This window comes from Pseudomonas sp. FEN, from assembly GCF_904067045.1.
Taxonomy (GTDB): domain Bacteria; phylum Pseudomonadota; class Gammaproteobacteria; order Pseudomonadales; family Pseudomonadaceae; genus Aquipseudomonas.
On the sequence record NZ_CAJFDC010000036.1, the window covers coordinates 1,334,233 to 1,356,990 of the forward strand.

General features: G+C 62.6%; 20 protein-coding genes. 11 read left to right on the top strand and 9 right to left on the bottom strand.

The window, feature by feature from the left end; genetic code table 11:
- Positions 1–154: 154 nt before the first annotated feature.
- Genes PFEN_RS29530 through PFEN_RS29545 form a run of 4 tightly spaced genes read left to right on the top strand, consistent with a single transcriptional unit; the run spans position 155 to position 3,001 of the window.
- Positions 155–940, top strand: a complete 786-nt coding sequence (locus tag PFEN_RS29530) for a transporter substrate-binding domain-containing protein (RefSeq protein ID WP_191490093.1) — start codon at positions 155–157, stop codon at positions 938–940.
- Between the two features lie 24 nt (positions 941–964).
- On the top strand, positions 965–1,630 hold the full coding sequence (locus PFEN_RS29535; RefSeq protein ID WP_100942099.1) for an amino acid ABC transporter permease: 666 nt from the start codon (positions 965–967) through the stop codon (positions 1,628–1,630).
- Positions 1,627–2,277 (top strand): amino acid ABC transporter permease, encoded by a 651-nt coding sequence (locus tag PFEN_RS29540; RefSeq protein WP_191490282.1) that lies wholly within the window; start codon positions 1,627–1,629, stop codon positions 2,275–2,277. Before PFEN_RS29535 ends, PFEN_RS29540 begins: the two co-directional genes overlap by 4 nt.
- Positions 2,264–3,001, top strand: coding sequence for an amino acid ABC transporter ATP-binding protein (locus PFEN_RS29545; protein ID WP_191490094.1), 738 nt, complete (start codon positions 2,264–2,266; stop codon positions 2,999–3,001). The genes PFEN_RS29540 and PFEN_RS29545 overlap by 14 nt, the downstream gene beginning before the upstream one ends.
- A gap of 7 nt (positions 3,002–3,008) precedes the next feature.
- Here the strand turns inward: PFEN_RS29545 and PFEN_RS29550 are convergent, their stop codons facing one another.
- From PFEN_RS29550 to PFEN_RS29565, 4 genes are all read right to left on the bottom strand, one after another.
- Positions 3,009–3,563: a hypothetical protein gene (locus PFEN_RS29550; protein ID WP_191490095.1), complete on the bottom strand. Its 555-nt coding sequence runs from the start codon at positions 3,561–3,563 to the stop codon at positions 3,009–3,011.
- Between the two features lie 17 nt (positions 3,564–3,580).
- On the bottom strand, positions 3,581–6,073 hold the full coding sequence (locus tag PFEN_RS29555) for a fimbria/pilus outer membrane usher protein (RefSeq protein ID WP_224771084.1): 2,493 nt from the start codon (positions 6,071–6,073) through the stop codon (positions 3,581–3,583).
- Positions 6,074–6,080: 7 nt separating this feature from the next.
- Positions 6,081–6,785, bottom strand: coding sequence for a fimbria/pilus chaperone family protein (locus PFEN_RS29560; protein ID WP_191490284.1), 705 nt, complete (start codon positions 6,783–6,785; stop codon positions 6,081–6,083).
- Positions 6,786–6,914: 129 nt separating this feature from the next.
- The gene (locus PFEN_RS29565) at positions 6,915–7,568 is read right to left on the bottom strand and encodes a DUF1120 domain-containing protein (protein ID WP_191490096.1); all 654 of its coding nucleotides are present in this window, start codon (positions 7,566–7,568) and stop codon (positions 6,915–6,917) included.
- Between the two features lie 424 nt (positions 7,569–7,992).
- Between PFEN_RS29565 and ppx the strand changes: the two genes are divergently transcribed.
- Complete coding sequence (gene ppx, locus PFEN_RS29570) at positions 7,993–9,495, top strand: exopolyphosphatase (RefSeq protein WP_191490097.1); 1,503 nt, start codon at positions 7,993–7,995, stop codon at positions 9,493–9,495.
- Here ppx and ppk1 read toward each other — a convergent pair.
- Together ppk1 and hemB are read right to left on the bottom strand one after the other, a co-directional pair.
- On the bottom strand, positions 9,482–11,701 hold the full coding sequence (gene ppk1 / locus PFEN_RS29575) for a polyphosphate kinase 1 (RefSeq protein WP_191490098.1): 2,220 nt from the start codon (positions 11,699–11,701) through the stop codon (positions 9,482–9,484). The genes ppx and ppk1 overlap by 14 nt on opposite strands.
- Before the next feature lie 18 nt (positions 11,702–11,719).
- A complete protein-coding gene (hemB, locus tag PFEN_RS29580; RefSeq protein ID WP_191490099.1) occupies positions 11,720–12,733 on the bottom strand; it encodes a porphobilinogen synthase in 1,014 nt (337 codons plus the stop codon).
- 207 nt (positions 12,734–12,940) lie between these two features.
- Here hemB and PFEN_RS29585 point away from each other — a divergent pair, with 207 nt between their 5' ends.
- Positions 12,941–13,543: a DedA family protein gene (locus tag PFEN_RS29585; protein ID WP_191490100.1), complete on the top strand. Its 603-nt coding sequence runs from the start codon at positions 12,941–12,943 to the stop codon at positions 13,541–13,543.
- On the opposite strand, the gene PFEN_RS29590 is transcribed toward PFEN_RS29585, so the two are convergent.
- Positions 13,521–14,759: a sterol desaturase family protein gene (locus PFEN_RS29590; RefSeq protein ID WP_191490101.1), complete on the bottom strand. Its 1,239-nt coding sequence runs from the start codon at positions 14,757–14,759 to the stop codon at positions 13,521–13,523. The two genes, PFEN_RS29585 and PFEN_RS29590, sit on opposite strands and share 23 nt — an antisense overlap.
- A gap of 233 nt (positions 14,760–14,992) precedes the next feature.
- Complete coding sequence (locus PFEN_RS29595; protein WP_191490102.1) at positions 14,993–16,891, bottom strand: cytochrome c/FTR1 family iron permease; 1,899 nt, start codon at positions 16,889–16,891, stop codon at positions 14,993–14,995.
- Between the two features lie 231 nt (positions 16,892–17,122).
- Here PFEN_RS29595 and PFEN_RS29600 point away from each other — a divergent pair, with 231 nt between their 5' ends.
- The 5 genes from PFEN_RS29600 to PFEN_RS29620 all read left to right on the top strand — a co-directional run bounded on the left by PFEN_RS29600 (position 17,123) and on the right by PFEN_RS29620 (position 21,817).
- On the top strand, positions 17,123–18,391 hold the full coding sequence (locus PFEN_RS29600) for a COG3014 family protein (protein ID WP_224771085.1): 1,269 nt from the start codon (positions 17,123–17,125) through the stop codon (positions 18,389–18,391).
- Between the two features lie 256 nt (positions 18,392–18,647).
- Positions 18,648–20,045 carry a COG3014 family protein gene (locus PFEN_RS29605; RefSeq protein WP_191490103.1) on the top strand — a complete coding sequence of 466 codons (1,398 nt, stop codon included), beginning with the start codon at positions 18,648–18,650 and terminating at the stop codon, positions 20,043–20,045.
- A 17-nt stretch (positions 20,046–20,062) separates the two neighbouring features.
- Positions 20,063–20,437 carry a YcfL family protein gene (locus PFEN_RS29610; protein ID WP_191490104.1) on the top strand — a complete coding sequence of 125 codons (375 nt, stop codon included), beginning with the start codon at positions 20,063–20,065 and terminating at the stop codon, positions 20,435–20,437.
- Positions 20,438–20,479: 42 nt separating this feature from the next.
- Positions 20,480–21,070: a penicillin-binding protein activator LpoB gene (lpoB, locus tag PFEN_RS29615; protein ID WP_191490105.1), complete on the top strand. Its 591-nt coding sequence runs from the start codon at positions 20,480–20,482 to the stop codon at positions 21,068–21,070.
- A gap of 3 nt (positions 21,071–21,073) precedes the next feature.
- Positions 21,074–21,817: a penicillin-binding protein activator LpoB gene (locus tag PFEN_RS29620; RefSeq protein WP_191490106.1), complete on the top strand. Its 744-nt coding sequence runs from the start codon at positions 21,074–21,076 to the stop codon at positions 21,815–21,817.
- 143 nt (positions 21,818–21,960) lie between these two features.
- On the opposite strand, the gene PFEN_RS29625 is transcribed toward PFEN_RS29620, so the two are convergent.
- The gene (locus tag PFEN_RS29625) at positions 21,961–22,593 is read right to left on the bottom strand and encodes a LysE family transporter (protein ID WP_191490107.1); all 633 of its coding nucleotides are present in this window, start codon (positions 22,591–22,593) and stop codon (positions 21,961–21,963) included.
- Positions 22,594–22,758: the final 165 nt, after the last annotated feature.

The window sequence follows — 22,758 nt, forward strand, 5'->3', positions numbered from 1 at the left end:
TGCCCGATAAGGGTGCGAAAGACCCGACAACTGTTCAGACCAGTAAGACCATAAAAAGCCCTGTAATCCCCATGGACACAGGGAGCGAGCGAGTATGGCATGGGCTGTGCACTACCCCGGACAGAGATCGCCCTTCTGAATTCGGAGAGTTGCCATGACCAAACGCCGCAGCGCCCTGCTCACTGCCCTGTTGGCCAGCCTGATGCTGAGTCAGGCCCCCGCCCACGCCAATGGCCTGGACGACATCATTGCCCGTGGCACCCTCAAGGTCGCCGTGCCCCAGGACTTCCCGCCGTTCGGCTCGGTGGGCCCGGACATGAAACCCCGTGGCCTGGATATCGACACTGCGAAGCTGCTGGCCGAACAACTCAAGGTCAAGCTCGAACTGACCCCGGTCAACAGCACCAACCGCATTCCGTTCCTCACCACCGGCAAGGTCGACCTGGTGATCTCCAGCCTCGGCAAGAACCCCGAGCGTGAGAAGGTCATCGACTTTTCCCGCGCCTATGCGCCCTTCTACCTCGCGGTCTTCGGCCCGCAGGATGCACCGATCAAGGGCCTGGATGACCTCAAGGGCAAGACCATCAGCGTGACCCGCGGCGCCATCGAGGATATCGAACTGACCGCCGTGGCGCCCGAGGGCGTGACCATCAAGCGCTTCGAGGACAACAACACGACCATCGCGGCCTACCTGGCCAAGCAAGTCGATCTGATCGCCAGCGGCAACGTGGTGATGGTGGCCATTGCCGAGCGCAACCCCAAGCGTATTCCAGCGCTGAAGATCAAACTCAAGGACTCGCCGGTCTACGTCGGGGTGAACAAGAACGAACCGGCCCTGCTGGAAAAAGTGAACCAGATCCTCGCCACGGCCAAGGCCGACGGCAGCCTGGAGAAGAACGCCCAGTTGTGGCTCAAGCAGCCGCTTCCGGCCGATCTCTGATCGCGCTCGCCTGAGGTCCGCTCCATGGCTTATCAGTTCGACTTCCTGCCGGTGCTGCACAACGCCGACCTGCTGTTACGCGGCGCCCTGTTCACCCTGGAACTGACCGCCATCGGCACCTTGCTCGGGGTCAGCCTGGGCATTGTCGGCGCCGTGGTCAGGGCCTGGCAGATCCGCCCCTTCGCGGCGATCTTCGGCGTCTACGTCGAATTGATCCGCAACACGCCGTTCCTGGTGCAGCTGTTTTTCATTTTCTTCGGCCTGCCGTCCCTCGGCCTGCAGATTTCCGAGTGGCAGGCAGCCGTCCTGGCAATGGTGATCAACCTCGGCGCCTATTCCACGGAGATTATCCGCGCCGGTATCCAGGCAATCCCGCGCGGACAGCTGGAGGCCGCGGCGGCGCTGGCCATGACCCGCTTCGAAGCGTTTCGCCACGTGGTCCTGCTGCCGGCGCTGGGCAAGGTCTGGCCGGCCCTGAGCAGCCAGATCATCATCGTCATGCTCGGCTCGGCGGTCTGCTCGCAGATCGCCACCGAGGAGTTGAGCTTCGCCGCCAACTTCATCCAGTCGCGCAATTTCCGCGCCTTCGAAACCTACACCCTGACCACGCTGATCTACCTGGTCATGGCGCTGCTGATCCGCCAGTTGCTCAACTGGCTGGGACGCCGCTACATCGCGAGGAACCGCTGATGGATTTCACCATATGGGACATCCTGAGCAACCTGCTGGCAGGCCTGCAATGGACCGTCGCCCTGTCGTTGACGGCCTTTGTCGGCGGCGGCCTGATCGGCTTGCTGGTGATGGTGCTGCGCATCAGCGAAAACCGTTTTGCCCATAGCTTCGCCCGGGCCTACATCGAGCTGTTCCAAGGCACGCCGCTGCTGATGCAACTGTTCATGGTGTTCTTCGGCGTGGCCTTGCTCGGGGTGGATATCTCGCCCTGGTTGGCGGCAGCCATCGCCCTGACGCTATTCACCAGCGCCTACCTGGCGGAGATCTGGCGCGGCTGTGTCGAGTCGATTCCGGGCGGCCAATGGGAAGCCTCGGCGAGCCTGGCCCTGACCCCCTACGAACAACTGCGCCATGTGATCCTGCCCCAGGCCCTGCGCATTGCCGTGGCGCCAACCGTGGGCTTTTCGGTACAGGTGATCAAGGGCACCGCGGTGACCTCGATCATCGGCTTCACCGAACTGACCAAGACCGGCGGCATGCTCGCCAACGCCACCTTCGAACCCTTCATGGTCTACGGCCTGGTAGCCCTCGGCTACTTCCTGCTGTGCTACCCCCTGTCCCTCAGTGCGCGCTACCTGGAAAGGAGACTGCATGCCGCTTCTTAGAGTTTCTGCCCTGCATAAGTATTACGGCGACCACCACGTGCTCAAAGGCATCGACCTCAGCGTCGAGGAAGGCCAGGTGGTGGCGATCATCGGACGCAGCGGCTCGGGCAAGAGCACCCTGCTGCGCACCCTCAACGGCCTGGAGTCGATCAATGACGGGGTGATCGAGGTCGACGGCCACTACCTGGACGCCGCCCGCGCCGATCTGCGCACCTTGCGGCAAACGGTCGGTATGGTGTTCCAGCAGTTCAACCTGTTCCCGCACCTGAGCGTCGGCGAAAACGTCATGCTCGCGCCCCAGGTGGTGCAGAAAATGCCCAGGGCCAAGGCCGCCGAGCTGGCGCGACAGATGCTCGAACGGGTCGGCCTGGGGGAAAAATTCGACGCCTTCCCGGAACGCCTCTCCGGCGGTCAGCAGCAGCGCGTGGCGATCGCCCGGGCCCTGGCGATGTCGCCCAAGGTGCTGCTGTGCGACGAAATCACCTCGGCCCTGGACCCGGAACTGGTCAACGAAGTGCTCAGCGTGGTCCGTCAGTTGGCCAAGGAAGGCATGACCCTGATCATGGTCACCCACGAAATGCGCTTCGCCCGGGAAGTCGGCGACAAGCTGGTGTTCATGCACCAGGGCAAGGTGCATGAAGTGGGCGATCCCAAGGTGCTGTTTGCCCACCCGCAGACACCGGAGCTGGCGAACTTTATCGGCAGTGTCGAACAGCCGGCCTGAGCCCTTCTTATCCGCCTGACAGCAGTTCGAAACGACCGCGACCTTCAACTGGCGTCTCGTCGCGCACGCGGGTCGCACTGACCGGCAGGTGAGTGTCGATCTCGACCTGCGCCGAGAAAAACCGGCCCTTGGCCGGTAAATCCCGCGCCAGCACCTGCAGGCTCTGGCCCGGCGCTATCAGACGATTCTCCGTGGCCTCGACAAGGTATGGCGCCGCACCCAGGGTCACCGGCTTGCCGTCGAGCAGGGCGTTGCTCAGGCTGACCGTGAAACGCCCCTGGCGATCGAAACGGAACGCCTGCGATCCCGCCGCCGGCGCCTCGAAACGCAACGCCATGGTGGTGGGCCTGGGACAGGCAATGTTCAGGCTCAGTCGACGGCGCCCGAGGAACAACTCAGGCTGTCCAGGCGCAATCGACAAGGCCCCCGGGCGCAACACCCCCAGCTCGATCTGCGACTGGCTCAGCGACAGCGTGCAGTCGTTGGCCCTGGCCGGGACTGAAAGCAGTACAAGCGCGACGCCACAACCATGCACAAGTGTTCGCACACGAGAATTCTTCATAAAGGTTTTCCACAGGGTTAACTCGCCCGGCAAACCGCCGTGGCCGTTTCATATAGCCGATCGTCGTCCCCGGCCCCGGCCAACTCGACGGGCAGCGTGCAGGTCGTATGGTCCGCCAGCCGGATCTTGAGCCGTTGGCCGGACTCGACATTGCTCAGGAAGATCATGCCGTCGCCAACCACCGTGGTCAGAAAGGCATCCTCGGCGCTGAACACCGAGGCCCCCTGCGGCAACGGCGCGGCGTTTTCGTCGGTGACCTTGAGCAGCAGCCGGCGAACGGCTACCACCGTGAAATCCACCCGATTGAACGACCCACGCCCGACCTCGAGGTTTTTCGTCGCATTGCGCAGGTCGATCCGCCGTGGCAACGAGCGGGTATCGACTTCCAGCTGGCTGCCGCGGTAGGCCGGCAGGCCGGCGACCACCGCCTGCCCGCTGGAGTCGGTCCAGACCGGCCCCTGGGGCGTGGCGATCCGGGCCCCGGAAAGCTCACCCACCGAGACCACGGCAAAAGTCTCCTGGATCGCGTAGGGCGAGAACGTCAGCCCCCCCTCGTGCAAGGCAACGCCCCCGGACAGTTGCCCGCTGTAGCTGCTACTGGAGGCGTCGCGGGTCACGCCCAGACCGACCTGGGTGTAACGCGGCATCAGGTTCAGGTTGCCCCGGGTGACCTGCCGATCGCCCTTGAGGTCCTGCGCCAGCCCCAGGTCATAACTGATCGTGTCATCGACCCGCTCGCGGTAGTCGCCGCCAATATCGAACCGGTCCCCGCGACGGTTGAGGTAGGCACCGATCCGCCGGTCGCCGCCCAACGGCACGCTGATCCCCAAGCGCACCCCCAGGCCCGAGTCGACGGGGTGACGCTCGCCACTCGAACCGAGCTCGGAATCCACGCTCAGGCTCAGGCTGGCGTAGCGGTAGCTCTTGTTCCAAGAGCCGTGCAAACGCCGGGACAAACGCCCGTCGAACATCACGCTGCGCGAATAGCCAAGACTGAAACCGCCGAGTTGCGGGGCTGCCCAGCCGAGCGCGGCGGTGTACTGGTGCTTGAAGCGTGAGCCGAACGCCTCTTCCGCGTCCGCTTCGCCGGTCTGGAGCAGATCGCGATAACCGGCATTGCGCAGGGTGGCGCTGAGGTCCAGGTCGACCCCCGCCCCCAGCGGGCTGTTCAGCGACAGGCTGTTCTGGCTCCCCGCCAGCGACCGCCGGGTGTCATGGGAAAGGTTGTTGCGCAGACCGATGCCGACCCGCTGCCCGAGGCGACTGTCGAGCCCCCAGCCGACGGAACGGTAGTCATCGCTGCCCAGCAGCCCGGCGCTGAGCGATGCGGCCTGGCCAAGCCCCCAGGTGCCACTGCCGGTGGCCAGCAATGGTGGCTCTTCGGTGCGGCCAGCGACGCGGCGCAGCCGCCCCAGGGCCAGGTAGTAGCCCGGTTGGACCGCCGCCGCCCCCGGAAAAGCCGCGGCGGGCACGACGAAACGACGCTCGCCGCCGGCCGGGCCGATCACCCGGACGTCCAGGTCGCTGGTGCCATTGAGCAGCGGCAAGCCGTCCAGGCTGAAAGGGCCCTGCGGCACCAGACTGGTATGGATCAGCGCGCCGGACTGACGGACCTCGACCCGCGACGCGTCGGCAGCCATGCCCTCGACCCGCACACCATGCCCGGCCTGGCCACGCAGCGCGCCATCCGGCATCAATTGCACACCGGATAGCTGGACCCCGGCGAACACAGGCCCGGCGCTGTTGATCTGACCGGCCTGGAACGTCGTCCGCCAAGGCAGGAAGTCTCGCTGGGCATAGGCATACAAATGCTCGGTCTGCTCTTTTCCGTTGCTGGCGACGTGCAACTGGCGGCTGCGGACAATCCAGTCGCCGGCATTGAACCCGGCCTCGGTGGTCGCGGAGAAGAAACGCCCGCCGCCCTGGCGTGAGTGGGTATCGAAACCCAGCACATCGTAGTTGAGCAGGCCGGCCGTGCCGCCACGGGCGTAGACACCGCTGTCGAGCGCCGCTCCACGCAGGGCCTGGGTCGGAACCAGCAGGGCCACCTCTTCGCTGTTCGGGCGCAGGGTCACCCTGGCCTGCGGATACTCGTGCAAAAATGCATGACAGACCTCGTCATCGCCCCCCGCGTCAGCGCCGGGCATCTTCAGGCCGGCCTTATCCAGCAACCCGGCGGTGAAACACAATTCCCCGTCCTGGTCGAAACGCACCTCGGCCAGCCCCAGACGGTTGCCGTTGAGCTCCAGCGTCACCCTCTGCGCGCCTTCGCGAAAGCGCGGTGCCGAGCGGAAGTAATCGGCCACTCGAGGATCAAGACCGCGCCCGGAAAGCACGGACAGGTCGAACTCCGCCTCGGCGGCATCGTCCTTTTTCTCGGCGACGACCGGTTCGCCCAATCCCAGCAACATCGCAGCCCCCAGCATCTTCATCAGACCGCGGCGCTCCGCCAGTGTCTGCGCCAGACTTGATGAAGGGGCGGACCGGCCCAGCTGTCCCAGGTTTCTCATGGAAGCGTCACAGCGCCCTGGGAAGAATCGGCGCTTCGTGGCGGGCTACCGCAAAACCATAGACGGTCGCGGGTTGGAGCGTGACCGACGTGGCAGCGGGCTGCGTCGCATCGGTTTCGATGGCCAGCGCCTCCCCCGGCAGGACATAACCGCGACTCAACATCACGCTGGCCTTGTGCGGATTGAGCACCAGCTCCGGCGACAGGCGAACCACATAGGGACTGTCATTGCGCACCATCAGTCGGTTACCTTCCAGGTGCCAGGTCAGTTCCTTCCAGGGGGCCGGATGCCGGGCCAGCCCCCGGGGATGCAGGATCAGCGGCAGATTCTGGCGCAGGCTGATGCCAACAGTGGCGCCGGAGCCGGCCTTGCGCTGGGGAATACCCTCGAAGGTGACGCGTTTCAAACGCTGGGTCTTGAGTGGCGAGTGGTTGGCGCTGAGAAATCGCACCAACTGGATCTCACCGGCATCGACGCGGGTGACGGGGGGCGTAATGACCACCAACTCCTCAAGATCCTCGGGAATGGACTCAATGGCCGAATGCAGCAAGGCCGGGCCGCGGTCAGTGTTCTTGATGCGGATACTGGCTTCCCCCTCCTCTTCATAGAGAATCACCACCGTGGTTTCCGGCTGCATGCCATCGGCACGGGCGGCGCTCCAGAACAGGCCGAGGAGAAAGAACAGCACACTGGCACACAACGACCCGGACATCGGCATAAGGGGTACAACATTCAAGCGATACGCTCCTAGCGAACGAATTCTTATTCTTCAGTACAACCACGGGGCGCGCGCCGGCACAGCATCTTGTACCGGCCGCCCTATTGCTTACATCATCAGCATTTAGAGATAACGCAATTCCAGCGTGGCCAGGCCATCCAGGTTTATTTCCTGGGTTACATCCAACTCGGAGGTCTTGTTGATAACCGCCTGAACTTCCAAAGTACCACTTACCCGCTGTACCGATGCCGGGTGAGTTGCAAAGAACCCACTCCAGGACATGATGTTCTGGTACTGACCCAAGGCGCCGTTACCACGATTCCAGCTCAAACCGTTATTGGTCGATACGATGGTGTTGACCAATGGAAAATCGGCCACGGAATCCTTCACGCTCAGGGAGTAACCGCCGATCCGCTTGCCGTCGGCCGTGGTACCCAGACCGTAGTTGTACACATCGTTATAGCCCGGGCCGATGGCCGCTTGCAGGATCCCCGGGACCTTGCTGCCGGAACGGTTGTCGAGGGTCTTTACCCCGACCCGGGTGCCGCCGTCGCAATTGACCGAAAACGGCACGCCCCTGGGCTGCAGACGTGTGTAGGCGTTGGCGCTCAGCTCGGCGGCACGGATTTTCCCATAATCGACGATGCCGCCATTTTGCAGGCTCAGCGTGCAACTGGCCGGAACAATCGTTCCTCTTACCAACAGATCCGCCGCGTTGGCATTGAACCCCAGTGCAACCAGTAGAGCACCGAGTGTCCATCCGGATACCGACTTCATTTTCCTACTCCATATTATCAAGTTTAAGCAGATGCAAGTTATTCAGGACTGCGGGACTCAATCCGGGATCACACCCGAAACAGGGTGAAGACTGATACCTCCCGAATGCAGTCCGATAAATAATTAACACCCAGGCATAATTGCCAGACGCTAGTTTCCACGCTGGTAGCCGACAAAAAAACCGGAAGTTGCCACGATCCCAGTACGACGGGTAGACAAACACTGACAACTTTTACAAATACCGCTGTCGTCATAACTCATGACACAGGTCATCAATGTGAAATATTTATGTAGGAAAATTGAAGCAATGATTTTCCAACAACCCCGCAGCCGGCCGCGGACCTGATGCTCGCAGGCGTCCTACGTTGGCGTCGGCGTCTGATCGTGGCACGATGGCGAGGTTATCGACCGAGATCCTTCAACCATGCCGCAATCCCAAGCCAAGAACCTGTCCCTGATCGCCGCCATCGACCTGGGCTCCAACAGCTTCCATATGGTCGTGGCCAAGGCCCAGAACGGTGAGATCCGGATTCTGGAGCGCCTTGGCGAAAAGGTTCAGTTGGCGGCCGGTATCGACGAGGAGCGTCAGCTCACCGAAGAGTCCATGCAGCGCGGGCTCGATTGCCTGAAGCGCTTTGCCCAGCTGATCAACGGCATGCCCCTGGGCGCCGTGCGAATCGTCGGCACCAACGCCCTGCGCGAAGCCCGTAACCGCGGCGAATTCATCCGCCGCGCCGAGGAAATCCTCGGCCACCCGGTGGAAGTCATTTCCGGCCGTGAAGAAGCCCGACTGATTTACCTCGGCGTTTCCCACACCCTCGCCGACACCCCGGGCAAGCGCCTGGTGGCCGACATCGGCGGCGGCAGTACCGAATTCATCATTGGCCAGCGCTTCGAACCGCTGCTGCGCGAAAGCCTGCAAATGGGCTGCGTCAGCTACACCCAGCGCTATTTCCGCGACGGCAAGATCACTCCGGCCCGCTACGCCCAGGCGTATACGGCGGCACGCCTGGAAATCATGAGCATCGAGCACGCGCTGCATCGCCTGACCTGGGATGAAGCCATCGGCTCGTCCGGCACCATCCGTGCCATCGGCCTGGCCCTCAAGGCCGGCGGCCAGGGCAGCGGCGAGGTGAATGCCGAAGGGCTGGCCTGGCTCAAGCGCAAGCTGTTCAAGCTCGGCGATGCCGAGAAAATCGATTTCGAAGGGATCAAGCCCGACCGCCGCGCGATCTTCCCGGCCGGCCTGGCGATTCTCGAAGCGATCTTCGACGCCCTCGACCTGCAACGCATGGACCACTGCGACGGCGCCCTGCGCGAAGGCGTGCTCTACGACCTGCTGGGCCGTCACCACCACGAAGACGTGCGCGAGCGCACCCTCAGCTCGCTGATGGAGCGTTATCACGTCGATCTGGAACAGGCGGCGCGGGTCGAACGCAAGGCACTGCATGCCTTCGATCAAGTGGCCGATGCCTGGGAACTGTCCGACGGGGTCTGGCGCGAACTGCTGGGCTGGGCCGCCAAGGTCCATGAAGTGGGCCTGGACATTGCCCACTACCAGTACCACAAGCACGGCGCCTACCTGATCGAGCACTCCGACCTGGCCGGTTTCTCACGGGAAGACCAGCAAATGCTCGCCCTGCTGGTCCGCGGGCACCGACGCAATATTCCCAAGGACAAGTTCGCCGAGTTCGGCGATGACGGCATCAAGCTGATTCGCCTGTGCGTGCTGCTGCGCTTCGCGATCCTGTTCCATCACATCCGTGGCACCCAGGAAATGCCGCAGGTCACCTTGCGTGCCGACGGCGATAGCCTGGATGTGGTGTTCCCCAAGGACTGGCTGGACCAGAACCAACTGACTCAGGCCGACTTCGCGCTGGAAGCGGAGTGGCTGACCCGAGTCAGTATTACCCTCAACGTACGCTGAGTATCGGGTTGCTCAGGCGCTCCAGCAAGGTCGCCTGGGCACTGCGCGGGTTCTGGTTGCCGGTCGGCGTGTTGCGGATATAGCGACCGTCCGACTGCAGGCTCCAGCTGTGGGTGTTATCGGTGAGATAGCTTTCCAGTTCTTTCTTGACCCGCAGGATCAACTTCTTGCCTTCCACCGGGAAGCAGGTCTCGACGCGCTTGTCGAGGTTACGCTCCATCCAGTCGGCACTGGAGAGGAACATCTGCTCCTCGCCGCCGTTGAGGAAGTAGAACACCCGGGTGTGCTCGAGGAAGCGGCCGATGATCGAGCGCACATGGATATTGTGCGAAACCCCGGCGATGCCCGGACGCAGGCAGCACATGCCACGCACCACCAGGTCGATACGCACGCCGCACTGGCTGGCCTTGTACAACGCACGGATGATCTTCGGATCGGTCAGCGAGTTGAACTTGGCAATGATGTGCGCCGGCTTGCCATCGATGGCGAACTGGGTTTCCCGGGCAATCATGTCGAGCATGCCCTTCTTCAGGGTGAACGGCGCATGCAGCAACTTCTTCATGCGCAAGGTCTTGCCCATGCCGATCAGTTGGCTGAACAGCTTGCCGACGTCTTCGCACAGGGCGTCGTCGGACGTCAGCAGGCTGTAGTCGGTGTACAGGCGGGCGTTGCCGGCATGGTAGTTACCAGTCCCCAGGTGCGCGTAGCGAACGATTTCGCCGGCCTCGCGGCGCAGGATCAGCATCATCTTGGCGTGGGTCTTGAAGCCGACCACGCCGTAGATCACCACCGCACCGGCCGCTTGCAGGCGGCTGGCCAGTTGCAGGTTGGACTCTTCGTCGAAGCGCGCCCGCAGCTCGATCACCGCGGTAACTTCCTTGCCATTGCGCGCGGCGTCCACCAGGGCGTCGACGATTTCCGAGTTGGCGCCGCTGCGGTACAGGGTCTGGCGCACGGCCAGTACATGCGGGTCCTTGGCCGCCTGACGGAGCAGGTCGACCACCGGGGTGAAGGATTCGAACGGGTGCAGCAAGAGGATGTCCTGCTTGCTGATCACGCTGAAGATATTTTCGCTGTTCTGCAGCAGTTTCGGGATCTGCGGGGTAAACGGCGTGTATTGCAACTCCGGATGACTATCCAGGCCGGTGATGCTGAACAGGCGCGTCAGGTTCACCGGACCGTTGACCTGGTACAGCTCGGTCTCGTTCAGGTTGAATTGCTTGAGCAGGTAGTCCGACAGGTGTTTCGGACAGGTGTCGGCCACTTCCAGGCGCACGGCGTCCCCGTAGCGGCGGGAGAACAGCTCGCCGCGCAGCGCGCGGGCCAGATCTTCGACATCCTCGGAGTCCAGCGCCAGGTCGGCGTTACGGGTCAGGCGGAACTGATAGCAGCCCTTGACCTTCATGCCCTGGAACAGGTCGTCGGCGTGCGCGTGGATCATCGACGACAGGAATACATAGTTATCGCCAGGCCCACCCACGTCTTCGGGTACCTTGATAATCCTCGGCAGCAGGCGTGGCGCCGGGATGATCGCCAGACCCGAGTCACGACCGAAGGCATCGATGCCTTCGAGCTCGACGATAAAGTTCAGGCTCTTGTTCACCAGCAATGGGAACGGGTGCGTCGGGTCAAGGCCGATGGGGGTGATGATCGGCGCGATCTCGTCACGGAAATAGCGACGGACCCAGGTCTTGAGCTTGGTGGTCCAGTAGCGCCGGCGGATAAAGCGCACCTGGTGTTTTTCCAGCTCCGGCAACAGGATGTCGTTGAGGATCGCGTACTGGCGATCGACTTGCCCGTGCACCAGCTCGCTGATGCGCGCCAGGGCCTGGTGCGGCTGCAAGCCGTCGGCGCCGGCCTGCTCGCGGGCGAAGGTGATCTGCTTCTTCAGCCCGGCAACGCGAATCTCGAAGAACTCGTCCAGGTTACTGGAGAAGATCAGCAGGAACTTGAGTCGCTCCAGCAGCGGGTAGGACTCGTCCAGCGCCTGCTCCAGCACGCGGATGTTGAACTGCAGCTGCGACAGCTCCCGATGGATATACAGGCTGCTGTCATCCAGGCCGGGAACCGCCACCGCCGGCACCACCACAGGGGGCGCTTCGGCAACCACCGGCACGGATTCCAGCTCCGGCGGGGTTTCGACGATCGGCTCGACCACTGCTTGAGCGTCTTTTACTTCAACTTCGCTGAGTCCTTCGGTATTCATCGAGTGTTCCTGTGAGGGCTATTTCTGCTCTCGTAGCAGTTGAGCGGCGCGGGCGGCAAAGTAGGTCAGGATGCCATCAGCACCCGCCCGTTTGAAAGCGGTCAACGATTCAAGAATAACGCCTTCGCCCAACCAGCCATTCTGAATAGCCGCCATGTGCATGGCGTACTCCCCGCTGACCTGATAGACAAAAGTCGGCACCTTGAACTCATCCTTGACCCGATAAAGGATATCCAGATACGGCATGCCCGGCTTGACCATGACCATGTCGGCGCCTTCGGCCAGGTCCGCGGCCACTTCATGCAGGGCTTCGTGGCTGTTGGCCGGGTCCATCTGGTACGACGCCTTGTTCGCCTTGCCCAGGTTCAGGGCCGAGCCGACGGCGTCACGGAAAGGGCCATAGTAGGCGCTGGCGTACTTGGCCGAATAGGCCATGATCCGTACATTGACATGCTCGGCCAGTTCCAGGGCTTCGCGGATCGCCTGGATGCGCCCATCCATCATATCGGACGGCGCAACCACCTGGGCACCCGCCGCCGCGTGGGAGAGCGCCTGCTTGACCAGGGCATCGACGGTAATATCGTTCTGCACGTAGCCGTGCTCGTCGAGAATGCCATCCTGCCCATGGGTGGTGAACGGGTCCAGGGCGACGTCGGTAATCACCCCCAGTTCCGGGAAACGCGCACGCAGCGCGCGGGTGGCGCGCTGGGCAATACCTTGCGGGTTCCAGGCCTCGCTGGCATCCAGGGATTTGAGTGCCGGCGGCGTCACCGGGAACAATGCCAATGCCGGAATCCCCAGCTCGACCCACTTCGCCGCTTCTTCGAGCAACAGGTCGATGCTCAGGCGTTCCACCCCCGGCATCGACGCCACGGCTTCGCGGCGATTTTCGCCGTCCAGCACAAACACCGGCAGAATCAAATCATCGACTGTCAGAACATTCTCACGGACCAGGCGGCGAGAAAAATCATCACGACGATTGCGACGCAGGCGGGTGGCGGGAAACAAGCGATTGGCGGGGGTAAAGCTCACGGCAGACTCCTGAGCCCGCACAAGCGGGCGAGCATGGCAGTTATAAGCGGCCATTATGACGAAGGAATTACAGTTGTGCTTACTCCTGCGACTTGTCGTCACAGTCGCTGTTCCTGTAGGAAATGTTAACGTCGAGACACATTTCGACACTTTCCACGCTGTCCTCGAAGGGTTAGGCTGCGCGTTCATTTCGCCAGCATCCAGACAATGCTCCAACAATTTCTGCAGGATTTCGGTTACTTCGCCCTGTTTCTCGGCACGTTTTTCGAAGGCGAGACCATTCTGGTCCTGGCCGGCTTCCTCGCGTTCCGCGGATACATGGACATCAACCTGGTGGTTATCGTGGCCTTCTTCGGCAGCTATGCCGGCGACCAGCTGTGGTATTTCCTGGGGCGCAAGCATGGCCGCAAGCTGTTGGCCCGCAAGCCGCGCTGGCAATTGATGGGTGACCGGGCGCTGGAGCATATCCGCCGCCATCCGGATATCTGGGTGCTGAGTTTCCGCTTCGTCTATGGCTTGCGCACCGTGATGCCGGTGGCGATCGGCCTGTCGGGTTATCCGCCGGGGCGCTACCTGCTGCTCAACGGCATCGGCGCGGCGATCTGGGCGGCGGCCCTGGCCGCGGCCGCCTATCACTTCGGGGCGATCCTCGAAGGGATGCTTGGCAGCGTGAAAAAATATGAACTGTGGGTGCTTGGCGGCCTGCTGGTGGTTGGCCTGTTCCTCTGGAGCTGGCGGCGCATCAAGACCGCGCGCCTGGCCCGGGCCGAGGCACGGCAGGCCGAGATTACGAACCGACCAGGCGAATGACCCGCGGCTTGCAGCAGTAAAGACCGAGCACACTCAATAGGCTGTAGCCGCACACACCGACCCAGGCCAGCGGACCGGCCGGCCACAGTCCGACCAACGGCGCACACCAGACCAACGGCAGGTTGAGCGCCAGGCGGACGATCTCCAGGCGCAGCGCCCAAGGGCGATTCTCCAATGCCGCGCCGAGCACGAACAGGCCCAGCACCAGGGTCCCGGCGCCCAGCAGCAACGCCGCCAGCGGCAAATGCTCGCCGACATTCATCAGATAGCTGCCCAAGCCGACATAGACCACGAATTGCAGGGCGACGTAGATCTGCTGGCGTACTTCCAGGGGCACCTCGAACTTGCGGAACTGGCTCAGGTCCGGCTTGCTCAGCGGATACTTGGCCGCCACATCGGCCGGCCGCCAGCCGGTGGGCATGAACCAGATCCGCAGTTTGTCCCAATAACTTTGCGTGCGCCGGGCATCGGCCCATAGCTGTGCGTAGAACTGCAGGTTGGCCCACAACGGGTTCCAGCTGGCCAGCGGCGTGGTCACGCCGAAGATCACCGGCTCGCGCTCGTCCTCTTCCTGGAAGCTGCCGAACAACCGGTCCCAGAGGATGAACACCCCGCCGTAGTTGCGATCCATGTAGAGCGCGTTCTGCGCATGGTGCGCCCGATGGTTGGACGGCGTGACGAAGAACCACTCGAACCAGCCCAGCTTTGGCACGTGCCGGGTGTGGACCCAGAACTGGTACAGCAGGTTCAGCGACGCCACGCTGATAAACACCACCAGCGGCACGCCAAGCACCGCCAATGGCAGATAGAAGATCCAGCTCAAGAGGAAACCGGTGCTGGTCTGGCGCAGGGCCGTGCTGAGGTTGTAGTCCTCGCTCTGGTGATGCACCGAGTGGGCGGCCCAGAGGATGTTGCGCTCGTGCCCCATGCGATGCAGCCAGTAGTAACAGAAGTCGTAGGCGACAAAGGCGAAGACCCAGACCCAAGGCTTCTGCGCGGACAGTTCGAACAGCGCCAGGTGCCGCAGCGCGAAAGCGTAGGTGAGTATCCCGACACCCTTGGTCAGCAGCCCGGTGGTGGTCGACAGCACGCCGGTGCTCATGCTGTTGATGGCATCCGCCAGCCGATAGTTGTTCACCCCACGCCAACGATCGGCCAGTAGTTCGATGATGATCAGGGCGATGAAAAACGGTACCGCATAAGGCACGAAGTCCATGGGGCCAACCTTTCAGAGTCGATCCGCAAAGATTAGGGGCTGTCGCGGAAAAATCCGCTGACAATGAATACCAAACCCGTAGACATTTAACGCCAGAAACACGCGAAGGCAGAACACCGTGCCGGTAGGAGCGAGCTTGCTCACGATGGTAGCCCGGGCTCCAAGGGGTATCAGATACCCCGCGCTATCGTTGACGACCATCGCGAGCAAGCTCGCTCCTACAGTGTTATGCGTCAGGCCGCCTGGACCCGACGTTTTTCCGCCAGCCGGCTGCGACCGTACAGCAGCACAATCGCCAGCAACGCCAGCGCCTGGGCGCCCAGCGAGTAGGCGTCGGCATGAATCCCCAGCCAGTCGAACTCGAAGAATGCCACCGGTCGCGTGCCGAAGATCCCGGCTTCCTGCAACGCCTTGACCCCGTGTCCGGCAAACACCACCGACAAGGCACACAACAACCCGGCGTTGATTCCGAAAAACAGCGCCAGCGGCAGCTTCGCCGAACCACGCAGGATCACCCAGGCCAGCCCGATCAACAGCACCAGCGCGGTGGCGGCACCGGCCAGCACGGCGTTGTGTCCCGCCGGGCCCGCCTGCAGCCAGAGGGTTTCATAGAACAGGATCACCTCGAACAATTCGCGGTACACCGAGAAGAACGCCAGCAGCGCGAAGCCGAAACGCCCGCCGCCACTGACCAGGCTGCTCTTGATGTAGTCCTGCCAGGCCGCCGCATGCCGCCGGTCATGCATCCAGACCCCGAGCCAGAGCACCATGACGCTGGCGAACAGCGCCGTGAAACCTTCCAGCAATTCGCGCTGGGCACCGCTGACGTCGATCAGGTAAGCCGCGGCCGCCCAGGTCAGCAACCCGGCGCACAGCGCTAGGCCCCAGCCGAGATGCACGCTGCGCACCGCCGACTGCTGACCGGTGTTGCGCAGGAACGCCAGCACCGCCGCCAGCACCAGAATCGCCTCCAGGCCCTCGCGCAACAGAATCAGCAGCCCGGAGATAAAGCTCAGCGATTGGCTCAGGCCATCGTTACCCAACAGTTCCGCAGACTCCTTGAGCTTGCCCTTGGCAACATGCAGACGCTGCTCGACCTGTTCCATCGGCAAACCGTCCTGCAACGATTGCCGATAGGCCATCAGTGATTTCTCGGTGTCCTTGCGCACCGTGGCGTTGACGTTGTCCAGGGAGCTTTCCACCAGTTCGAAGCCTTCCAGGTAGGCGGCTACGGAGAGGTCGTAGGCTTGCTCATGTTCGCCGGCCCGATAGGCCGCCAGGCTCTTGTCCAGGGTCGCCGTGGTGTAGTCGAGCAATTGCCCCGGACCACGCTTGACCTGCGGCGGCCGGGCGCGCTGGGCACGGAAGGTGGCGGCGGCAACCGGGCCTTCGGCGGCCAGCACTTCAGCCGGCGTCGAACGCGCCAGGTCGGCCAGGTTGTAGGTTTTTCCGTCGCTTGCGACAACAGCGGCGGCACTGAAACCGCTGATGTAGGTCGCCAGGTCCCAGCGTTGACGCTCATCCAACTGGTCGGCAAAGGCCGGCATATCGGTGCCTTCGACGCCCAGGCCGAGGGTGGTATAGATCGCGTAGAGACTCAGCCGATCCAACCGTGCGGCATTGCGCAGATTGGCCGGCGGCGGTGTCAGGCCGACACCCGCCGGACCGTCACCGGCCCCCGTCTCACCGTGACACACCGAACAGTGCTGGGCATAAAGCGGCGCGCCACGGGTCGGGTCGGGGGTAATGATCGGCGCCTGACTGATCTCATAGGCCACCGCCAGCTTCGCCCCCAGTTGCCGGGCCTGGCGGGCGACGCCTTCGCCGTCTTCCCGGGCACTCACGGCCGCATGCAAATGCTCGACACCCTGCACCAGCCCGGCCTGCTCCGGCTTGGCCGGCAGCGCGGCGACCAGTCCTTGCAGGACCTTGATGAATTCCAGTTGCTCACGGTACTCGGAGTCGTCGACCACCTGGCCTCCGCGCACCGTGGGCGGGTAATCCGCGCCGATGTAGTCCAGCAGGTGCAGGGCCTGTGGCGCGCCATCCAGCGTTCCGGCCAGCAGGTTGAGGCTGCCGAGGGCAAGCAGCGGCAGCAGCAGCCACGCCAGGAAACGAGAGGGAACGGTCATGAAGAAGCCCAAATGTAAATGCGAAGTAACACATTGTTCCCTCTCAATGCGTTTTGCTCAACCCTGATCGGCCCGAATCCTGAATGTTTTGATCGCGATCATGCATTGGAATACCGACAAGAACGCCACCTCGGTAGCAGCCAAGGGTGTGGTTTACCAGTGATAGCAATGTAATATTCACCGCCACTATCGTCAGCACACTGGCCACGGCAAGACAAGGAACGACACGCCATGCCCTCTCGCCTTTTACTCACACTGTTCGCCTGTGCCTTGCTCTTGAGCGGCTGCGGGTTGCTTCACAACTACGACCGGGAACTCCAGGCCACCAACGAGCAGTTGATCTCGGGCAACGTCGATGGCGCCCTGCAGTTGCTGGAGCAACACAACCCCTGGGACGACAAAGAACTGCTCTATTACCTGGAAAAAGGCGAACTGCTGCGCGTCAAGGGCGATCTGCCCCGCAGCCAGGACGCCTGGCGCGCGGCGGACCGACAGGTGTCCCAGTACGAGGAAGGTCCGCAGGTCGTCGCCACCCTGAAGAATCTGGGGCTCGACCAGATCCTCGGCATCGGACTGGTCGGCGACAAGTTTCATCGTTACGAGGGCTATGACTACGAGAAGGTCATGCTGACCACGCAAATGGCCCTCAACCAGCTGGCCCGGAACGACTTCGACGGCGCCCGCGTCGATATCAAGAAAAGCCACGAGCGCGAAGCCCTCATCGCCACCCAGCGCGACAAGCAATACCTGGCGGTCGAAGACCAAGCCAAGGCCAAAGGCATCAAGCTGCGCTACAAGGACCTGCAGGGTTACCCGGTGACAACCCTCGACTCGCCGCAGGTCATTGCCCTGAAAAACGGCTACCAGAGTGCGTTCAGCCATTACCTCGCCGGCTTCGTTTATGAAGCCCTGGGCGAACGCGACCTCGCCGCGCCGGGTTACCGCCAGGCCGTCGAGTTGCGACCCAATACACCGCTGCTGGAAAAAGCCCTGTCCAACCTCGGCAAACCGGCTGACACCAGCCCTGACAGCGACGTACTGATCATCGTCCAGACCGGCCTGGCCCCGGCGCTCATTTCGCTGCGCGTGCCCATCCAGGTGCAAACAGAGGACGGCCAGCTGATCACCGTGAACCAGCCTTTTCCGGTGCTGGTAGCCGACAAGTCGACAGCGCCCCTCAAGCAGATCAACGTGGATGGCAAAACACAGTCGCTGACCCTGCTCAACAGTACGACCGACATGTCATTGCGTACCCTGCACGACGACATGCCCGCGATCATCGCCTTCGCCCTTTCGAGCGCGCGCTTCAATGCCGAACTGCAGGCTCAAGACAACAAACGCAAGCCGGCAAGGCTTCATCGGTTTACCAGGGCTTCACCGGCGACTCCGACACCCGCACCTGGCGCACCCTTCCGGACAACACCCTGGTCGCCCGCCTGCGCCTCAAGCCCGGCACGCACAAATTGCGGCTGTCAGGTGTCAAGGGCGCGGTACCGATAAGCCTTGATATCGAGCATCCCTTCCAGGTGGTCAGTCTGCGGGTCATTGCGAACCAGATCTTCCTCCTGCCCGGATGAAGCTAAAAAGCCATTACATAGCCAATGGCCACAGTTATACTGCCCTGCCTTCGTTATCGCGATATGGCATTAAAGCTCCTCGATTCATGAGGAATTGGCAGGGTAGCCACTTTCCCTCTCAATGGGTCCCTCTCAGCCCGACCAGCATGCTCGGCTGCTTTTTTATCAGGGAAGATCCCATGGCATCGCGTGCCCTCCTCTCGCTTGCCCTCGGCACCGCGACCTTGCTGTCCGGCTGTTCGATGATGCGCAGCTACGACACTGAACTGGCGCAAACCAACCAGCAACTGACCGCGGGCAATGTCGACGGGGCGCTGACCCTGCTGGAAAAGAACAACGCCGATGCGGACAAGGACCTGCTGTATTTCTTCGAAAAAGGCCAATTGCTGCAGGCCAAGGGCGACCTGGCCGGCAGCCAGAAAGCCTGGGGCAGCGCCGACCAGATGGTCGGCCAGTGGGAAGACGCGGTGAAACTGGACAGCGCCAAGTACCTCGCTCAGTTCGGCAGTTTCCTGGTCAACGACAAGGTTCGTCGCTACGAAGGTTATGACTACGAAAAAGTCATGCTGACCACCCAGATGGCGCTGAACCGGCTGGCACTGAACGACTTCGACGGCGCGCGCGTTGCGATCAAGAAAACCCATGAGCGCGAAGCGGTGATTGCCGACCTGCGCGACAAGCAATACCTCAAGAGTGAAACCGAGGCCAGCCAGCAGGGCCTCAAGACCCAGTACAAGGACCTCCAGGGCTATCCGGTGGCCAGCCTCGATGCCCCGGAAGTGGTCGGCCTGAAGAACAGCTACCAGAGCGCGTTCAGCCACTACCTGGCCGGTTTCATCTATGAATCCCTCGGCGAAAAGGACCTGGCGGCACCCGGTTATCGCCAGGCCGTCGAATTGCGCCCGAACACCCCGCTGCTGGAACAGGCGCTGGTCAATCTCGACAAGTCCGCCGGCAAGACTGACGACAGCGATATCCTGATCGTCGTGCAGAGCGGCCTGGCGCCATCCCGCGCCTCCATCAGCATCCCGCTGCCACTGCCAATCGACCACCATCTGGTGATCACCCCGCTGTCGTTCCCGATCATCCAGGCCGATACCTCGACGGCCACCTTTGCCCAGATCGGCGTGGACGGTCAGCCGCAGAACCTCACCGCGCTCAACAGCACCACCGCCATGTCCCGCCGCGCGCTGCGCGACGACATGCCGGGGATCATCCTGCGCACCAGCGTGCGGGCCATCAGCCGTGGCGCGGCGCAGGCGCAGTTGAACAAGACCAACCCACTGGCCGGCCTGGCCGTCGGCATTACTTCCGCGGTCCTTGAAGGCGCCGACACTCGCACTTGGCGGACCCTGCCGGACACTACCCAGGTGCTACGCCTGCGACTGAAAAAAGGCCAGCACCAGGTCACACTGCCCAACGCCCTCGGCGGATCGCGCGTTGCCTTCACGGTTGATCGGCGCTATCAGGTCATCAGCCTGCGGGCCGTGGGCAACCAGGTGTTCACCAGTGGCGTGGCCACCCAGCGGATAGCGGATGCCGGACCGACCGCCGTCGCCAGCCTCAAACAACCTTGAAGAAAGGAGTCTCGTGCATGCGTTTCAAACTGACTGCTGCCGTCGCCCTGGCCCTGCTGGCCGGTTGCGCCACCCCGCCGCCACCACCGGTCCCCGGTAGCGCGGCGAGCAAGATCGTCGCCATGGGCGAAATGGAGAACATCGAGGTCGGGGCCATCCGTGTCGCCCGGGAAAACGGTTTCCTGACCGTCAAGGTGCAACTGAGCAACACTCGCACCAAGAACAAACTGATGTATTACCGTTTCGCCTGGTTGGGCAACGACGGTTTCCCGGTGAGCGACGATGAAGTCTGGAAGACGCTGAGCCTGTATGGCGCCCAGAGCACCTTCCTGCCGGCCATCGCACCGACGCCCAAGGCCACCGATTTCCGTCTCGAAGTCAAAACCCCCTGAGTCGACGCCGCCCTCTCGCGTCCTTTTGAAGAGAACCCCGCCATGTTTGCACGCCTGTCCCTCCTTGCCGTCGTCGCCCTGCTGGCCAGCGGCTGCGCCAACAACACCTCGCCCGTGCTGGGCGGGAAGAACATCAGCTACGGCGACACCAAGGCCGTGGAACTGGTGACCAACGAGTTCGGTTCCACCGACCTGCAGATGATCGCCGAGTCCATGACCCGCTCCCTGGCCCAATCCGGCATCCTGCAAGGGCGCCCGGTGGTGCAGGTCTACGACGTGAAGAACAAGACCAGCGAGTACATCGACACCCGCGAGATCACCACTTCGATCAAGACCCAATTGATGAAGAGCGGTACCGCCCGCTTCGCCAGCGACAACACCGAGATGCAAAGCCAGGTCGACCAGTTGAAGCTGCAGAACCAGAGCGGCCTGTACAAGAAAAGCACTGTCAGCAAGACCGGCAACATGATCGCCGCCAAGTACCGACTGGAAGGCTCGATCAGCTCGATCGTCAAGCGCAGCAGCGACTACAAGGACGTGTTCTACAAGTTCAGCCTGCAACTGATCGACGTCGAAAGCGGCCTGGCCGAATGGATGGACGAAAAAGAGATCCGCAAAACCACGGAGCGTTAAGCAATGCGTGCATGGATTGGCATGATCGGCCTGGTCTGCGCCTTCGGCGTCCAGGCCGCGCCCAAGGTGGCGGTAGCGGACCTGGCCTACCAGGCAAAGGTGGAGCAGTACATCCACAACATTTCCGCGCGGGATAATCACCAGGAGAGTGACTATGGCGCCAGTGGCTCGTCGAGCTACGACGAGTACGAGAGTCGCAGCAGCTACATTGAGCAAGGCGAACTGCGCCGCTTCACCGGCGATATCAAGGGTGAAATCCTGCGTACCGGGATGTTCCAGCTGGTCCAGGGCACACCCTATACCGCCGGTTCCAAGGGCGATGTCTACGACGTCATCAAGCGAATCAAAGGTGGCAGCTTCAAGGGGGCCGACTTTGTGCTGTTCGGCACCGTGTCGGATATCGACTTCACCCAGGACATCAACGAGCTGGCCAACACCAACGCCTATTCGGCGGTACTGGGGCTGACCCTGGTGGGCGATTTCAGCCTGATCAACACCCGCACCTATGAGATCACTTCGGCGTTCACCGCCATGGGTGAAGGCCAGGACACCAAGCTGGTCAACAGCCGGGATATCCATGTGTCGTTGAACCGGCCACGGGTGGTGCGCGATGTGTCCAAGGCGCTGGGCGAGGACGTGGCGCGGCAGTTGAGCCTGCAACTGGGAGGGCCGGAGATGGGCCCGGGTTCAGCTATGCCGCTGCGCAACAACCTGCCGCCGGATGAGGCGCCCCGGGTGCTGCACTGATCGCGACCGCGTCGCACCATTCGCGGCGGCCCGACAGGCTCCGCTCCCACAGAGAACAGGGTGTCCCCGGATAACGGGGCCGACACAAAACCTGTAGGAGCAGAGCCTGCTCGCGCAGGCGCCCGATCAGACGACGATGAACTTCAGGCCGTCGCCTTGTGCAAGGTCGCCAGGAACCCCGCCGCGCCGACAAACAACCCGGCGAAGGTGCGGTTCATCCGGCGTTGCTGCTTGGGTGTGCGCAGCAGGCGCAGGACCTTGGCCGCCAGGCCCGTGTAGCCGGCCATGACGACCATGTCGACGGCGATCATGGTCACGCCGAGGATCAGGTACTGATGCACCAGCGGTGCGTGGGGGTCGATGAACTGCGGCAGCACGGCCAGCATGAACACCAAGGCCTTGGGGTTGCTGACGTTCACCAGGAAACCGCGGAACATCAAGGTCAGTGGCTTGCCGATCGGCCGAACCGTGGCCTCTTCGGCCATGTTGCTGGGCAGTGCGCGCCATTGCTTGACCGCGAGGTACACCAGGTAGATCACGCCGAACCACTTGATGGCATAAAACGCCGTGGCAGAGGCCGCCAGGATCGCTCCGACACCCGCGGCGATCACCGCGATCTGCGCCGCCAGGCCCAACTGCAGACCCAGGGCGTTCCAGTAACCACGCAGGAAACCGTATTGCAGGCCGCTGGACATCGAGGCGATAGCACCCGCGCCCGGGGACAGGCTGATCACCCAGCACGCCGCAAAAAAGGCCAGCCATGTCTCAAGCAGCATCACGCACCTCGGATAAGAGTTGTAACAAGCCTCTAAGCTAATCCGCGGGCGTGAAATTGACTATCGTTTTTTGTCGGCCAGAGATGTCGTTGGGCTTGATCCAATTTGAAACCGGACACGGACTTGTGGCGAGCGGGCTTGCCCGCGCTGGGCTGCGGAGCAGCC

What these genes read in the sequence shown, in the direction of transcription:
- PFEN_RS29530 (WP_191490093.1), top strand. Translation starts at nt 155, where the DNA reads ATGACCAAACGCCGCAGCGCCCTGCTCACTGCCCTGTTGGCCAGCCTG.
- PFEN_RS29535 (WP_100942099.1), top strand. Translation starts at nt 965, where the DNA reads ATGGCTTATCAGTTCGACTTCCTGCCGGTGCTGCACAACGCCGACCTG.
- PFEN_RS29545 (WP_191490094.1), top strand. Translation starts at nt 2,264, where the DNA reads ATGCCGCTTCTTAGAGTTTCTGCCCTGCATAAGTATTACGGCGACCAC.
- PFEN_RS29550 (WP_191490095.1), bottom strand. Translation starts at nt 3,563, where the DNA reads ATGAAGAATTCTCGTGTGCGAACACTTGTGCATGGTTGTGGCGTCGCG.
- PFEN_RS29555 (WP_224771084.1), bottom strand. Translation starts at nt 6,073, where the DNA reads ATGAGAAACCTGGGACAGCTGGGCCGGTCCGCCCCTTCATCAAGTCTG.
- PFEN_RS29560 (WP_191490284.1), bottom strand. Translation starts at nt 6,785, where the DNA reads ATGTCCGGGTCGTTGTGTGCCAGTGTGCTGTTCTTTCTCCTCGGCCTG.
- PFEN_RS29565 (WP_191490096.1), bottom strand. Translation starts at nt 7,568, where the DNA reads ATGAAGTCGGTATCCGGATGGACACTCGGTGCTCTACTGGTTGCACTG.
- ppx (WP_191490097.1), top strand. Translation starts at nt 7,993, where the DNA reads ATGCCGCAATCCCAAGCCAAGAACCTGTCCCTGATCGCCGCCATCGAC.
- ppk1 (WP_191490098.1), bottom strand. Translation starts at nt 11,701, where the DNA reads ATGAATACCGAAGGACTCAGCGAAGTTGAAGTAAAAGACGCTCAAGCA.
- PFEN_RS29585 (WP_191490100.1), top strand. Translation starts at nt 12,941, where the DNA reads ATGCTCCAACAATTTCTGCAGGATTTCGGTTACTTCGCCCTGTTTCTC.
- PFEN_RS29590 (WP_191490101.1), bottom strand. Translation starts at nt 14,759, where the DNA reads ATGGACTTCGTGCCTTATGCGGTACCGTTTTTCATCGCCCTGATCATC.
- PFEN_RS29595 (WP_191490102.1), bottom strand. Translation starts at nt 16,891, where the DNA reads ATGACCGTTCCCTCTCGTTTCCTGGCGTGGCTGCTGCTGCCGCTGCTT.
- PFEN_RS29600 (WP_224771085.1), top strand. Translation starts at nt 17,123, where the DNA reads ATGCCCTCTCGCCTTTTACTCACACTGTTCGCCTGTGCCTTGCTCTTG.
- PFEN_RS29605 (WP_191490103.1), top strand. Translation starts at nt 18,648, where the DNA reads ATGGCATCGCGTGCCCTCCTCTCGCTTGCCCTCGGCACCGCGACCTTG.
- PFEN_RS29610 (WP_191490104.1), top strand. Translation starts at nt 20,063, where the DNA reads ATGCGTTTCAAACTGACTGCTGCCGTCGCCCTGGCCCTGCTGGCCGGT.
- lpoB (WP_191490105.1), top strand. Translation starts at nt 20,480, where the DNA reads ATGTTTGCACGCCTGTCCCTCCTTGCCGTCGTCGCCCTGCTGGCCAGC.
- PFEN_RS29620 (WP_191490106.1), top strand. Translation starts at nt 21,074, where the DNA reads ATGCGTGCATGGATTGGCATGATCGGCCTGGTCTGCGCCTTCGGCGTC.
- PFEN_RS29625 (WP_191490107.1), bottom strand. Translation starts at nt 22,593, where the DNA reads ATGCTGCTTGAGACATGGCTGGCCTTTTTTGCGGCGTGCTGGGTGATC.